Origin of the sequence: Streptomyces sp. NPDC001902, assembly GCF_042891295.1 — a bacterium.
Classification (GTDB): domain Bacteria; phylum Actinomycetota; class Actinomycetes; order Streptomycetales; family Streptomycetaceae; genus Actinacidiphila.
In genome coordinates this window covers 343,960-358,666 of sequence record NZ_JBIATA010000002.1, presented here as the reverse complement: position 1 = coordinate 358,666, position 14,707 = coordinate 343,960, and the positions used below count along the sequence as shown (strand labels likewise).

Here is a 14,707-nt window from a genome sequence, read left to right as displayed (position 1 = left end):
AGCGCCTCCACCGCGGGGGAGCCCCGCAGGGGTCAGCTCCTGCGCCGGATCCTGTTGCCGAGCCAGACCAGCGGGTCGTACTTGCGGTCCACCGCGCGCTCCTTGAGGGGGATGAGCGCGTTGTCGGTGATCTTGATGTGCTCGGGGCAGACCTCGGTGCAGCACTTGGTGATGTTGCAGTAGCCGAGCCCGTGCTCGTCCTGGGCGGACCGCTTGCGGTCCAGGCCCTGCTCCTCCGCCGCGTCCAGCGGGTGCATGTCCAGCTCCGCCACCCGCATCAGGAAGCGCGGACCGGCGAACGCCTTCTTGTTCTCCTCGTGGTCACGGACCACGTGGCAGGTGTCCTGGCACAGGAAGCACTCGATGCACTTGCGGAACTCCTGCGAGCGCTCCACGTCCTCCTGGAGCATCCGGTACTCGCCCGGCGCCACGCCCTCGGGCGGGACGAAGGACGGTACCTCCCGCGCCTTCTCGTAGTTGAAGGACACGTCCGTCACCAGGTCCCGCACCACGGGGAAGGTCCGCATCGGCGTGACCGTGATGGTCTCGTCCCGGCCGAACACCGACATGCGGGTCATGCACATCAGTCGCGGCCTGCCGTTGACCTCGGCACTGCACGAGCCGCACTTTCCGGCCTTGCAGTTCCACCGCACCGCCAGGTCGCCCGCCTGGGTCGCCTGCAGCCGGTGGATGATGTCGAGGACCACCTCGCCGTCGTGGACCTCGACCTGGTAGTCCTGCAGCCCGCCGCCGTCCGCGTCGCCACGCCAGACCCTGAAGTGCGCCGTGTACGTGCTCACCGGTCCAGCTCCTCGTCCGTCAGGTACTTCAGCAACTCGTCCTTCTCGAAGAGCGCGAGCAGGTCGGGCCGGATCGGGTCCATCTCGCGCCGCGTGACCGACACCTCGCCGAACGCGTCCGCCGGCTCGGCCAGTTCGCAGACCAGGTTGAGCTTGCGCCAGCGGCGGTCCATCTCCGGATGGTCGTCGCGGGTGTGGCCGCCCCGGGACTCCGTGCGCTCCAGCGCCGCCCGGGCCACGCACTCGCTGACCAGCAGCATGTTCCGCAGGTCGATGGCGAGGTGCCAGCCCGGGTTGAACTGCCGGTGCCCCTCGACGCCGGCCCGCCGGGCCCGTACCCGCAGCGCGTCCAGCCGGGTCAGCGCCTCCTCCATCTCGCCCTGCCGGCGGATGATGCCGACCAGGTCGTTCATGGTCTGCTGCAGCTCCTGGTGGAGCGTGTACGGGTTCTCCGGGACCCCGTCCGGCACGGCCCCGGCCTCCGCGCTGAACGGCCGCAGTGCCTCCGCCGCGGCGGCGTCGACCTGCCACTCCGCGACGGCCGGACGCGTGCCGCCGGTCCCGGCCGCGTACTGCGCCGCGTGCAGGCCCGCCCGGCGCCCGAAGACCAGCAGGTCCGAGAGCGAGTTGCCGCCCAGCCGGTTGGAGCCGTGCATGCCGCCGGCCACCTCGCCGGCCGCGAACAGCCCGGGCACCCCGGTCGCCGCAGCCGAGTCCGGGTCGACGTCCACGCCGCCCATCACGTAGTGGCAGGTGGGGCCGACCTCCATGGCCTCGGTGGTGATGTCGACGTCCGCCAGCTCCTTGAACTGGTGGTGCATCGAGGGCAGTTTGCGCCGGATGACCTCGGCCGGCAGCCGGGTCGACACGTCCAGGAAGACCCCGCCGTGCGGGGAACCACGGCCGGCCTTGACCTCGGAGTTGATGGCGCGGGCCACCTCGTCGCGGGGGAGCAGTTCCGGGGGCCGGCGGTTGTTGTCCGGGTCCTCGTACCAGCGGTCGCCCTCGTCCTCGCTCTGGGCGTACTTCTCCTTGAAGACGTCCGGGACGTAGTCGAACATGAACCGCTTGCCCTCGGAGTTCCGCAGCACCCCGCCGTCGCCGCGCACCGACTCGGTGACGAGGATGCCCTTCACCGACGGCGGCCAGACCATCCCCGTCGGGTGGAACTGCACGAACTCCATGTTGATCAGCGGTGCCCCGGCCAGCAGCGCCAGTGCGTGCCCGTCGCCGGTGTACTCCCAGGAGTTCGACGTCACCTTGAAGGACTTGCCGATGCCGCCGGTCGCCAGCACCACGGCCGGCGCCTCGACGACGAAGAAGCGCCCCGATTCGCGGACGTAGCCGAAGATCCCGGAGACGCGGTCGCCGTCCTTGAGCACCCGGGTGACCGTGCACTCCTGGAAGACCTTCAGCCGGGCCTCGTAGTCCCCGTGCTCCCGGTGGTCCTCCTGCTGCAGCGAGACGATCTTCTGCTGGAGGGTGCGGATCAGCTCCAGGCCCGTACGGTCGCCGACGTGCGCCAGGCGCGGGTACTCGTGACCGCCGAAGTTGCGCTGGGAGATCTTCCCGTCCTTCGTGCGGTCGAAGAGCGCGCCCCAGGTCTCCAGCTCCCACACCCGGTCCGGCGCCTCGCGGGCGTGCAGCTCCGCCATCCGCCACTGGTTGAGGAACTTCCCGCCGCGCATGGTGTCGCGGAAGTGGACCTGCCAGTTGTCGTGCGGATTGACGTTGGCCATGCTCGCGGCGATGCCGCCCTCGGCCATCACCGTGTGCGCCTTGCCGAAGAGCGACTTGCAGATCACGGCGGTGCGCATGCCCTGCTCGCGCGCTTCGATGGCGGCGCGCAGCCCCGCCCCGCCCGCGCCGACCACGACGACGTCGTACGCGTGCCGTTCGACTTGTGCCATCAGAAGAACCTCGGATCGTCGAACGCCCCACTGGCGACCAGGTAGACATAGAGATCGGCGAGCGCCACGCTCACCAGCGACAGCCAGGCCAGCAGCATGTGGCGGGAGTTGAGCTTCCCCACCCAGGTCCACATGCGGTAGCGCACCGGATGCCGGGAGAAGTGCCGCAGCCGGCCGCCCACGATGTGCCGGCAGGAGTGGCACGAGAAGGTGTACGCCCAGATCAGGGCGATGTTCACCAGCAGCACCAGGGTGCCGAGGCCCATGTGGCCCCACGCCCCGTGCTCGTCCCGGAAGGCGAGCACGACGTCGTAGGTCAGGATCCCGGCGACCGGGATGGCGAAGTAGAAGAAGTACCGGTGGATGTTCTGCAGGACCAGCGGGAACCGCGTCTCACCGGTGTACTTCTCGTGCGGTTCGGCCACCGCGCAGGCGGGTGGCGAGGCCCAGAAGCCGCGGTAGTACGCCTTGCGGTAGTAGTAGCAGGTCAGCCGGAAGCCCAGCGGGAAGATCAGCACCAGCAGGGCGGGGGACAGCCCCCACCAGTCGCCGAACAGCGGCCAGCGTGCGCCGAGCGGCATGTCCACGCAGTTCGAGCCGAGGCAGGGCGAGTAGAACGGCGAGACGTACGGCTCGGCGTAGTAGTGCGCGTTCGCGAAGGCCCGCCACGTCGAGTAGACGACGAAGGCGCCCAGGCCGAGCGCGGTGAGCAGCGGCTGCAGCCACCAGCGGTCGGTGCGCAGGTGTCGTGCCGGAATGGCCGCGCGCCCGGCGGAAAGGACGCCGTGGCGCGCGGGTGGAGCGGGTGGTGTCGGTGGAGCGGGCGGTTGTGTGTCGGTGGCCAAGGACTACTCCTAGGGCGCTCGGCGGTCCGGCGCCCCCAGCCCTTCGTCTTCCGCGCCGGACCAGAGACTGGGGTCGTACGGCGTATCCGGGATCGTCACCATCTCCTGCCGCGCCTTCTGCCCGGCCGGGGTGGTGCCGACGCTGTCGCGCAGCAGCGCGAGGTCGTCGCTGAGGTGCTTGGTGTCGGCACGGACACGCCTCATGTCCAGGCTGTCGCCGACGTGCTGCTCCAGCTTGGACACGGCCCGGCCCAGTTCATCCAGCCGGCGTTGTACCGATGCAAGTTCGTCCTGCAGGGACATGGCTGTCCTCACCTCCGCCACGTTGCGGGTGCACGACGCTAACGCCAAGCGAGTGTCGCGCGTCACAGTCGCGCTTGGGAAGAGATCTGCAGGGATTGTCCCACCTACGGGTGGCGCGCGCCCTGTGCGAACGCGCCGTGGCGCGTGATTCCCCCGAAGGCCGCGCACCCGTGCGGGGGTGGTGTCCGGCGCACGGGGCCGGGGGCCCGCGCAGGCGTTGCGCCGGGCGGGTGGGAGGCGGGGGCACGCGACGTGTCGACGGCGTCCGCGGTCGCGGAATGGCTTTCAGTAGGTGCGATAAGCGGCAAATAGGCCGTCCTGTGATCATGGCCCCCTCGCGGAGGTACGCACGCATGGCCCGCAGCGCCACCTTGATCCGCTCCGCGACCGCCGTGGCACTCGCCGCCGTGGTCGCCGCCTCCGCCGGGTGCTCCGCCGGCAAGGACGACCCCCTCGCAGGGACCGACCTCGCCTCGGCGCCCCGGGACGGGGTGCGCGACGGAGGCACCCTGCGCTGGGCCGTGGACGCGGCGCCCGGCACCCTGAACGCGTTCCAGTCCGGGGCGAACGACGCCACCGCCCTGGTCGCCGCGGCCGTGCTGCCCGCCGCCTTCCGGCTGGACGGGAAGGGCCGCCCGTACCTGGACACCGACCTGCTGCGGTCGGCCAAGGTGGTGCGGAGCGAGCCGCAGCAGGTCGTGTCGTACCGGCTCAACCCCAAGGCGGTCTGGAGCGACGGCCGTCCGATCGGCGCCGCCGACTTCGCCGCGCAGTGGAAGGCGCTGCGCGGCACCGAGGACGCCTACTGGACCGCGCGCAACGCAGGGTACGACCGGATCTCCTCGGTCAAGGCCGGCAAGGACGCGCACGAGGTGAAGGTCACCTTCGAGAAGCGGTACGCGGACTGGCAGTCGCTGTTCACCCCGCTGTACCCCAAGGCCGTCACCGGCACCGCCAAGGCCTTCAACGAGGGCGCGCGCCGCGAGCTGCCGGTGGCCGGCGGGCCCTTCGCCGTCCGCAGCGCGAGCGGGAAGTCCGTCACGCTGGTCCGCAACACCAAGTGGTGGGGCGACCGCGCCAAGCTGTCCCAGCTGGTCCTCGCCGCCACGCCCGCCCATCAGCGGGCCGCCGACCTGGCCTCCGGCGCGCTGGACGTGGCCGAGGTCGACCGTGACGTGACCGGCAAGCACGTGGCCGTCTACCGGACGCGCGCCGCCTCCTACACGCAGCTCGCCCTCAACGGTTCCACCGGGCCGCTCGCCGACGAGCAGGTGCGGCACGCCGTGGCCCGCGCGGTGGACCGCCGGGCCATCGCCAAGGCGGTGCTGGCGCCCCTCGGCCTGCCCGACGAACCGCTCGGCAACCACCTGCTGCTGCTCACCCAGGCCGGGTACGCCGACCACAGCTCGGCCCTGGGCACGTCCGACACGAAGGCCGCCCGCGCCCTGCTCGCCGACGCGGGCTGGCAGCGCACCGCCCTGGACCCCGGGGCCGGGGCGGGCGGCGGCGGTGCCGGGGCGGCGGAACGCAACCAGGCGGCGCCCGCGCACAAGGTCGAGGTCAGCGTCGTCGAACCGGACAAGACGGTGCTGCGCAAGAACGGCAAGGCGCTGACGCTGCGCTTCGTCCTGCCCAAGTCCTCGGCGACCCTGAACACGGTCGGCGAGCGCATCGCCACGATGCTCTCCGGCATCGGCGTGCGCACCGAGCTGCAGCGGGTCTCCGACGACAGCTTCTTCCGCGACCACATCGCGGCCGGCGACTTCGACCTCGCCCTGTACGGCTGGCCCGGCACGGCCTTCCCGGCGACCGACACCCGCCCGATCTTCGCCAAGCCCGAGCCCGCGCCGGACGGCTCCCTGGTGGTCGAGCAGAACTACCCCCGGGTCGGCACCGACCTCATCGACCAGCTCTTCGACCAGGCCGCCGGCGAGCTCGACCCGGCCGAGGCCCGGGACTTCGCCGCCCGCGCCGACGCCCGGATCTGGGCGGCCGCGGGTTCCATCCCCCTCTACCAGCGCCCCGAGCTGGTCGCCCTGCGCAAGGACGTCCTCAACGCGGGTGCCTTCGGCTTCGCGACGCCGCGCTTCCAGGACATCGGCTTCAGGAAGTAGGGCCGCACACGTGACGTCCGTCACGGTGGCCGGGCCCGCGCTTCCACCGTGCGAGGTGCCGTCCTCCCCCCGCCCTGCGGATCGGGGAGGCGGCCCGGCCCCGACCGACCCGGGACGATCATGCCCGGGCGGCCCTTGCCGCCCGGGCCCCGTACCATGGGGTGAGGCCGTGGCTTGACTCGCCCGGCGGGCTAGGTGTGCCGACGAGGGCACGCCGCCCCACCTACCTACCCGGGAGAAGCGCCCCAGTATGCCCACGCGTAACGACATTCGTAATGTCGCCATCGTCGCCCACGTCGACCACGGCAAGACGACGCTGGTGGACGCCATGCTCAAGCAGGCCGGAGCCTTCGCCGCGCACCAGCATCTGGACGACCGGATGATGGACTCCAACGACCTGGAGCGCGAGAAGGGCATCACCATTCTCGCGAAGAACACGGCCGTGAAGTACCACCCCAAGGGTGGCGGCGAACCCATCACGATCAACATCATCGACACCCCCGGCCACGCCGACTTCGGCGGCGAGGTCGAGCGCGGCCTGTCGATGGTCGACGCGGTCGTGCTGCTGGTGGACGCCTCCGAGGGCCCGCTGCCGCAGACCCGCTTCGTGCTGCGCAAGGCGCTGGCCGCGAAGCTGCCGGTCATCCTCTGCATCAACAAGACCGACCGCCCGGACTCCCGGATCGACGAGGTCGTCAACGAGACGTACGACCTGTTCCTGGACCTGGACGCGGACGAGGACCAGATCGAGTTCCCGATCGTCTACGCCTGCGCGCGGGACGGCGTGGCCTCGCTGACCAAGCCGGAGAACGGCACCGTCCCGGCCGACAGCGACAGCCTGGAGCCGTTCTTCTCCACGCTGCTGGAGCACGTCCCGGCCCCGGTGTACGACGAGGCCGCCCCGCTGCAGGCGCACGTCACCAACCTGGACGCCGACAACTTCCTGGGCCGTATCGCGCTGCTCCGCGTCGAGCAGGGCGAGCTCAAGAAGGGCCAGACGGTCGCGTGGATCAAGCGTGACGGCTCGATCGCGAACGTCCGCATCACCGAGCTGATGATGACCGAGGCGCTCACCCGCAAGCCCGCCGAGAAGGCCGGCCCGGGCGACATCTGCGCCGTCGCCGGCATCGCCGACATCACCATCGGCGAGACGCTGGCGGACCCGGAGAACCCGATCGCGCTGCCGCTGATCACGGTGGACGAGCCGGCGATCTCCATGACCATCGGTGCGAACACCTCGCCGCTGGTCGGCCGTGGCCCCGGCGGCAAGGGCGCCGACAAGTCGGCGGTCAAGGACCGCAAGGTCACCGCCCGCCTGGTCAAGGACCGCCTGGAGCGCGAGCTGATCGGTAACGTCAGCCTCCGCGTGCTGCCGACCGAGCGCCCCGACACCTGGGAGGTGCAGGGCCGTGGTGAGCTGGCCCTGGCCATCCTCGTCGAGACCATGCGCCGGGAGGGCTTCGAGCTGACCGTCGGCAAGCCGCAGGTGGTCACCCGCGAGGTCGACGGCAAGGTCCACGAGCCGGTCGAGCGCATCACCATCGACGTGCCCGAGGAGCACATGGGCGCCGTGACGCAGCTCATGGGCACCCGCAAGGGCCGGATGGACAACATGTCCAACCACGGCTCCGGCTGGGTCCGCATGGAGTTCGTCGTGCCCTCCCGCGGTCTGATCGGCTTCCGCACCGAGTTCCTGACCGGCACCCGCGGCACGGGTATCGCCCACTCCATCCACGAGGGCCACGAGCCGTGGTTCGGCCCCCTGGTGACCCGTAACAACGGCTCCCTGGTCGCCGACCGTGCCGGTGCCGTCACCGCCTTCGCGATGACGAACCTCCAGGAGCGCGGTGTGCTCTTCACCGACCCGGGCACCGAGGTGTACGAGGGCATGATCGTCGGCGAGAACTCCCGCGCCGACGACATGGACGTCAACATCACCAAGGAGAAGAAGCTCACGAACATGCGGTCCTCGTCGGCCGACTCGTTCGAGGCGATCGTCCCGCCGCGCAAGCTCTCCCTGGAGCAGTCGCTGGAGTTCTGCCGCGACGACGAGTGCGTCGAGGTGACCCCGGAGACGGTCCGCATCCGCAAGGTCGTCCTGGACCAGAAGGAGCGCGGCCGCACCGCCTCCCGCGCCAAGCGCTGAGGACCCTGCGGTCCGCGCCGCCGGCGCGGACCGCACCCTCGGCGGTTGCGTGGACACCGGCCCGGCCGTCCCCGTCCCACGGGGGCGCCGGGCCGCTTCGCGGCCGCACCCGGACGGGTGCGGCGCGGATGCGACATCACGGGACATCCACGTCGATCACGGTGTGCGTGGAGCGCCGTTCTCCGTGAGGGCGGTCACATCGAGGGCCGTTTCCGGGCCGGTTGTGACCGAACTCACCGGGGCTCCGCCCGTTGCGCGCGGTTCGGTTCCCGGCGCGGCGATGTGTCGCGGTTGCGCCAGTGGCGTGGGCGCGACAGCTCGTTCCCTGTCGGCCCGTCAGGCACGTACATTCGCGTGGAATCTACGCGCTTTGAGGGCAACCGGATTTCAGTCCGGCGACGTCCGGATACCGGACGACGTTCACCGGTACTTGTGTTACAAGTCCGTTTCGTCGGTGTCTGTCTACAATCTAAATGTCCGAATTGCGGGATTGTTTTGGACCGGTTGTGACCAAAACGAGATCGTAAGTGTGTGGTTCGTAGGCCCAACGTGACCGATAGTTGGAGCCGTTGAGCTCGGGTCAATGGGTCCAAGCGCTTATGGGGAGCGCCGACTCACGAGCACAGGTGACCGGAATCACTGTCAGGGGTGTCAGTGAGGCCGGCCCTTTCACGTAAGAACAGTGACTCCTGAGGAGGCAAACCCATGCGCGGTGCCAAGAGCGCCACTTGGGTCGCAGGTGCGATCATCGTCGCTATGGCTGCTACCGCTTGCGGTGGCGGCGGCGGCGACAAGGGCAGCAAGAACGACGCTGGCGGCGTCAACCCCAACGGCAAGTTCTCCGTCGAGGTCGGCGAGCCGCAGAACCCCCTGCAGCCTGCCAACACCATGGAGTCCAACGGCAGCATCGTCGTCCGCTCGCTGTTCTCACAGCTCGTGGACTACGACCCCCAGGGCAAGATCGTCATGGTGAACGCCCAGTCGGTGGACACCAAGGACAACAAGACCTACACGGTCACCCTGAAGGACGGCTGGACCTTCCACGACGGCACCCCGGTGACCGCGGAGTCCTACGTCAAGGCGTGGAACTGGGCCGCCAACATCAACAACGCCCAGACCAACGCGTCGTGGTTCGCCGACATCAAGGGCTTCTCCGACGTCCACCCGGAGAAGGAGGGCGCGAAGCCGAAGGCCGACACCATGTCCGGCCTGAAGGTCGTCGACGACAAGACCTTCACGATCGAGCTCAGCACCCCGATCCCGTACTTCGTGTACAAGCTCGGCTACGAGGTGTTCTCGCCGCTGCCGGAGTCCTTCTACAAGGACCCGAAGGCCGCGGGCGAGAACCCGGTCGGCAACGGCCCGTACCAGTTCGTCAAGTGGGACCACAAGAAGCAGATCGAGGTCAAGCGCTTCGACGGCTACAAGGGCCCGGACAAGGCGAAGAACGGCGGTGTGATCTTCAAGAACTACACCGGCCTCGAGGCTGCGTACGAGGACCTGAAGTCCGGCAACGTCGACGTTCTGCGTCAGATCGCGCCGAAGGACCTCCCGGTCTACCGCGACGACCTCGGCGACCGCGCCGTGGACCAGGCGTACTCCGCCATCCAGTCCATCGTCCCGGCCTTCTACTCCAAGCAGTGGAAGAACGTCGACCCCAAGGTCATCCAGGGTCTGTCGATGGCGATCGACCGCGACACCATCACCAAGACCGTTCTCCAGGGCACCCGTGAGCCCGCCACCGGCTTCGTCGCCAAGGGCGTTCTCGGCTACCAGGACAACGTGGGCGGCGACGTCTTCAAGTACGACCCCGCGAAGGCCAAGGAGCTCATCAAGGCCGGCGGCGGCGTCCCGGGCAACAAGATCTCCATCCAGTACAACGCCGACGGTGGCCACAAGGAGTGGGTGGAGGCCGTCTGCAACAGCATCACCAACGCGACCGGCATCAAGTGCGCCGGCGACTCCAAGGCCGACTTCCAGAGCGACCTGGATGCCCGCGAGGCCCACGAGGTCAAGTCGATCTACCGCAGTGGCTGGGTGCTCGACTACCCCGTGAACGCCAACTTCATCCGTGACCTGTACGGCACCACCTCGGCGGGCAACCAGTCCGGCTTCTCCAACAAGGAGCTGGACGCGCTGATCAAGAAGGCCGACACCGCGCCCTCGCTCGAGGCCTCGGTCAAGGACTACCAGGACGCCGAGAAGAAGATGGTCGAGCTCATGCCCGCCATCCCGCTCTGGTACTACAAGGTCAACGCCGGCTACTCGGAGAACGTCTCGAACGTCCAGTACGCCCAGAACGGTGACCCGATCCTGACCGGCGTCGAGGTCAAGAAGTAACCATCGCGTAGTGAGCACGCCGGCGCGGGGCTGACGGAGACGTCGGACGCGCAGGGTGCAGGCAACGGCTGGGGGGCCCTTCTCCCGTCTTCCCGAAGAGGAGGACGGGGGAAGGGCCCATCTCTGCTGCCATAGCGACTGACATGGAGGCACGATGGGGCGTTACGTCGCGCGGCGACTGCTCCAGATGATCCCGGTTTTCATCGGGACGACTCTGCTCATCTTTCTCATGGTCTACGCCCTTCCCGGCGACCCCGTACGGGCACTCTTCGGTGACAAGGGCGCGGATCCGGCGACCGTGGCGCGGATCCGTCACGACCTTGGGCTCGACCAGCCGATCCTGAAGCAGTACTGGGATTACATGACGGGCATCATCCTGCACTTCGACTTCGGCAACCAGATCGCCAGCGGTCGGCCGGTGCGGGACGTGCTCGGCGAGGCCTTCCCGGTGACGATCCGGCTCGCCTCGCTCGCCTTCGCGATCGAACTGGTCGTGGGCATCGCCCTCGGTGTCTGGGCCGGCATGCGTGCGGGCAAGCTCGCCGACTCGATGGTGCTGATCTTCACCCTGCTGCTGATCTCGGTGCCGGTCTTCGTCCTCGGCTTCATCTTCAAGCTGGTCTTCGCCTTCCAGCTCGGATGGATGACACCGAACGTCCAGGACGACAGCAACTACAGCCAGCTGCTGATGCCGGCCATCGTGCTGGCCGCCCTCTCGCTGGCGTACGTGGCGCGTCTGACCCGTACCTCCATAGCCGAGAACCTGCGCGCCGACTACATGCGGACCGCCGTCGCCAAGGGCCTGCCCCGGCGCCGCGTGATCGGTGTGCACCTGATGCGCAACTCGATGATCCCCGTCGTCACCTTCCTCGGCACCGACATCGGCGCCCTGATGGGCGGCGCGGTCGTCACCGAGGGCCTGTTCAACATCCACGGTGTCGGCGGCACGATCTACGAGTCCATCCTGCGCCGTGAGGGGACCACGCTGGTCGGCCTCGTCACCGTCCTCGTGCTGGTGTTCCTCTTCACCAGCCTGCTCGTCGACCTGCTCTACGCGGTCCTGGACCCGAGGATCCGTTATGCCTGACGTCACCAAGACCGCCGTCGAGAACGCGGACCCGATGGGGGCCACGGCCGCGGACGCCGCTGCCGCCACCGGGCCCGCGCCCGCGGCGGAGAAGGCGCGCAGCCTGTGGGGCGACGCCTGGCGGGACCTGCGCCGCAACCCCTACTTCGTGGTCTCCGGCATCCTGATCCTGCTCCTCCTGCTGATCGCGGTCTTCCCGGGCCTGTTCACCAGTGCCTCGCCGACCTACGCCGACCTGCGGAACCACTACCTGGGCAAGCCCGAGTACGGGAAGGTCTTCTCCGAGGGGTGGCTCGGTTACGACGGGCAGGGCCGCAGCGTCTTCGCCCGTGTGATCTACGGGACCCGGGCCTCGATCACGGTCGGCATCAGCGTGACCGTCCTGGTCACCGTGCTGGGCGGCCTTGTCGGCATGATCGCCGGCTACTTCGGCGGCTGGGTCGACACGATCCTGTCCCGGCTCACCGACATCTTCTTCGCGGTCCCCTTCCTGCTCGGCACGCTGGTCGTCCTGAACTCCTTCACGGACCGCACCGTCTGGGTGGTGTCGGGTGCCCTGGCCTTCCTCGGCTGGACGCAGATCGCCCGCGTCATGCGCGGTTCGGTGATCACGATCAAGCAGGCCGACTACGTGCACGCGGCCCAGGCGCTGGGTGCGAGCACGACCCGGATCCTGATGAAGCACATCCTTCCGAACGCCGTCGCCCCGGTGATCGTGGTCGCCACCATCGCTCTCGGCGGCTACATCTCGGCCGAGGCGACCCTGTCCTACCTCGGCCTCGGTCTGCCCACGTCCGTGGTCTCCTGGGGCCAGGACATCTCCGGTGGTGCCGCGCAGATCCGTACGGCTCAGCACATCATGCTGTACCCGTCGATCATGCTGAGCATCACGGTCCTGGCGTTCATCATGCTCGGCGATGCGGTCCGCAACGCCCTCGACCCCAAGCTGCGCTGAGGGAGGCGTACGTGACCATCATCGACAAGAACGCGGACGTGCCCGCGCCCCGTACCGGGGACGCCGCCGCTCCGCTGCTGGAAGTGCGCGACCTGCACGTGGAGTTCCACACACGGGACGGCGTCGCCAAGGCCGTCAACGGCGTGAACTACACGGTGTCGGCCGGTGAGACCCTGGCGGTGCTGGGTGAGTCCGGCTCCGGCAAGTCCGTCACCGCGCAGGCGATCATGGGTATCCTCGACATGCCGCCAGGGAAGATCCCGCAGGGCGAGATCCTCTTCCAGGGCCGGGACATGCTCAAGATGTCCAACGAGGAGCGCCGGAAGATCCGCGGCCGCAAGATCGCGATGATCTTCCAGGACGCGCTGTCCTCGCTGAACCCGGTGCTCACCGTCGGCTACCAGCTGGGCGAGATGTTCCGGGTCCACCAGGGCCTGTCCAAGAAGGACGCGAAGGCCAAGGCCATCGAGATGATGGACCGGGTCCGCATCCCGGCGGCGAAGGAGCGGGTCAACGACTACCCGCACCAGTTCTCCGGCGGTATGCGCCAGCGCATCATGATCGCGATGGCGCTCGCCCTCGAGCCCGAGCTGATCATCGCCGACGAGCCGACCACCGCGCTCGACGTCACCGTGCAGGCGCAGGTCATGGACCTGCTCGCGGACCTGCAGCGCGAGTACAACATGGGCCTGATCCTCATCACCCACGACCTCGGCGTGGTCGCCGACGTCGCGGACAAGATCGCCGTGATGTACGCGGGCCGTATCGTCGAGACCGCGCCCGTGCACGAGATCTACAAGCGCCCGGCGCACCCGTACACCAAGGGCCTGCTGGAGTCGATCCCGCGCCTGGACCAGAAGGGCCAGGAGCTCTACGCGATCAAGGGCCTGCCCCCGAACCTGCTGCGCATCCCCACCGGCTGCGCCTTCAACCCGCGCTGCGAGATGGCGCAGGACATCTGCCGCACCGAGGTCCCCACGCTGCACCGGGTGACCGAGCAGGACGGCAGCGAGCTGCCGGGCCGCGGCAGCGCGTGCCACTTCTGGAAGGAGACGATCCATGGCTGACGTCACCAAGAACGACGAGGCCGTCTCCGACGAGGTGGCGGCGGTCGAGGCCGCGATCGCCCAGCCGGTCAAGCGGGGCGAGCCGATCCTCCAGGTGCGCAACCTGGTCAAGCACTTCCCGCTGACCCAGGGCATCCTCTTCAAGAAGCAGATCGGCGCCGTCAAGGCCGTCGACGGCATCTCCTTCGACCTGTACCAGGGCGAGACCCTGGGCATCGTGGGCGAGTCCGGCTGCGGCAAGTCCACCGTCGCCAAGCTGCTGATGAACCTGGAGCGGGCCACCGCCGGCGAGGTCTTCTACAAGGGGCAGGACATCACCAAGCTGTCCCGCCGCGCCCTGAAGGCCGTGCGCCGGAACATCCAGATGGTGTTCCAGGACCCGTACACCTCGCTGAACCCGCGCATGACGGTCGGCGACATCATCGGCGAGACCTTCGACATCCACCCCGAGGTGGCACCGAAGGGCGACCGGCGCCGCAAGGTGCAGGAGCTGCTGGATGTCGTCGGCCTGAACCCGGAGTACATCAACCGGTACCCGCACCAGTTCTCCGGCGGCCAGCGGCAACGCATCGGCATCGCCCGCGGCCTGGCGCTCAACCCGGAGATCATCATCTGCGACGAGCCGGTCTCGGCGCTGGACGTCTCCGTGCAGGCGCAGGTCATCAACCTGATGGAGAAGCTGCAGGACGAGTTCAACCTCTCCTACATCTTCATCGCGCACGACCTGTCGATCGTCCGCCACATCTCCGACCGTGTCGGCGTGATGTACCTGGGCAAGATGGCCGAGATCGGTACCGACACCGAGATCTACGACCACCCGACCCACCCGTACACCCAGGCCCTGCTCTCGGCCGTGCCGGTGCCGGACCCGGAGGCGCGCGAGCACCGCGAGCGCATCATCCTCAGCGGTGACGTCCCGTCGCCGGCCAACCCGCCGTCCGGCTGCCGCTTCCGCACCCGGTGCTGGAAGGCACAGGACCGGTGTGCCACCGAGGAGCCGCTGCTGGCCATCCCGCAGCGCTTCAAGGGCGAGGACACCCCGGCCGCGCACGAGTCGGCGTGCCACTTCGCCGAGGAGAAGGACGTCGTCCACGCGGTGAACTGAGCACCACCCGCACCACCCACGAGGGGCGCCCGCAC

11 protein-coding genes are annotated in these 14,707 nt (G+C 69.0%); 7 read left to right on the top strand and 4 right to left on the bottom strand.

What is annotated here, in order from left to right; all coding sequences use genetic code 11:
- Positions 1–32: 32 nt before the first annotated feature.
- Genes ACFYYN_RS04900 through ACFYYN_RS04885 form a run of 4 tightly spaced genes read right to left on the bottom strand, consistent with a single transcriptional unit; the run spans position 33 to position 3,858 of the window.
- Positions 33–800, bottom strand: coding sequence for a succinate dehydrogenase/fumarate reductase iron-sulfur subunit (locus ACFYYN_RS04900; RefSeq protein ID WP_500328032.1), 768 nt, complete (start codon positions 798–800; stop codon positions 33–35).
- A complete protein-coding gene (locus ACFYYN_RS04895) occupies positions 797–2,710 on the bottom strand; it encodes a fumarate reductase/succinate dehydrogenase flavoprotein subunit (protein ID WP_500544682.1) in 1,914 nt (637 codons plus the stop codon). Before ACFYYN_RS04895 ends, ACFYYN_RS04900 begins: the two co-directional genes overlap by 4 nt.
- The gene (sdhC, locus tag ACFYYN_RS04890; protein WP_500328029.1) at positions 2,710–3,555 is read right to left on the bottom strand and encodes a succinate dehydrogenase subunit SdhC; all 846 of its coding nucleotides are present in this window, start codon (positions 3,553–3,555) and stop codon (positions 2,710–2,712) included. Before sdhC ends, ACFYYN_RS04895 begins: the two co-directional genes overlap by 1 nt.
- Before the next feature lie 9 nt (positions 3,556–3,564).
- Entirely contained in the window at positions 3,565–3,858 is a 294-nt protein-coding gene (locus ACFYYN_RS04885) for an Rv0250c family protein (RefSeq protein WP_499513748.1), read from the bottom strand.
- A gap of 353 nt (positions 3,859–4,211) precedes the next feature.
- Here ACFYYN_RS04885 and ACFYYN_RS04880 point away from each other — a divergent pair, with 353 nt between their 5' ends.
- From ACFYYN_RS04880 to ACFYYN_RS04850, 7 genes are all read left to right on the top strand, one after another.
- A complete protein-coding gene (locus ACFYYN_RS04880) occupies positions 4,212–5,972 on the top strand; it encodes an ABC transporter family substrate-binding protein (protein ID WP_500544681.1) in 1,761 nt (586 codons plus the stop codon).
- Positions 5,973–6,222: 250 nt separating this feature from the next.
- The gene (gene typA, locus ACFYYN_RS04875; protein ID WP_499513750.1) at positions 6,223–8,118 is read left to right on the top strand and encodes a translational GTPase TypA; all 1,896 of its coding nucleotides are present in this window, start codon (positions 6,223–6,225) and stop codon (positions 8,116–8,118) included.
- A gap of 705 nt (positions 8,119–8,823) precedes the next feature.
- Positions 8,824–10,458: a peptide ABC transporter substrate-binding protein gene (locus ACFYYN_RS04870; protein WP_500544680.1), complete on the top strand. Its 1,635-nt coding sequence runs from the start codon at positions 8,824–8,826 to the stop codon at positions 10,456–10,458.
- A gap of 154 nt (positions 10,459–10,612) precedes the next feature.
- Positions 10,613–11,545 carry an ABC transporter permease gene (locus tag ACFYYN_RS04865; RefSeq protein WP_400798726.1) on the top strand — a complete coding sequence of 311 codons (933 nt, stop codon included), beginning with the start codon at positions 10,613–10,615 and terminating at the stop codon, positions 11,543–11,545.
- Positions 11,538–12,500, top strand: a complete 963-nt coding sequence (locus ACFYYN_RS04860; protein WP_500544679.1) for an ABC transporter permease — start codon at positions 11,538–11,540, stop codon at positions 12,498–12,500. Before ACFYYN_RS04865 ends, ACFYYN_RS04860 begins: the two co-directional genes overlap by 8 nt.
- An 11-nt stretch (positions 12,501–12,511) precedes the next feature.
- Positions 12,512–13,567 (top strand): ABC transporter ATP-binding protein, encoded by a 1,056-nt coding sequence (locus tag ACFYYN_RS04855; RefSeq protein ID WP_500544678.1) that lies wholly within the window; start codon positions 12,512–12,514, stop codon positions 13,565–13,567.
- Positions 13,560–14,672, top strand: coding sequence for an ABC transporter ATP-binding protein (locus ACFYYN_RS04850; protein WP_499513755.1), 1,113 nt, complete (start codon positions 13,560–13,562; stop codon positions 14,670–14,672). The genes ACFYYN_RS04855 and ACFYYN_RS04850 overlap by 8 nt, the downstream gene beginning before the upstream one ends.
- The last annotated feature ends 35 nt before the right edge of the window (positions 14,673–14,707 follow it).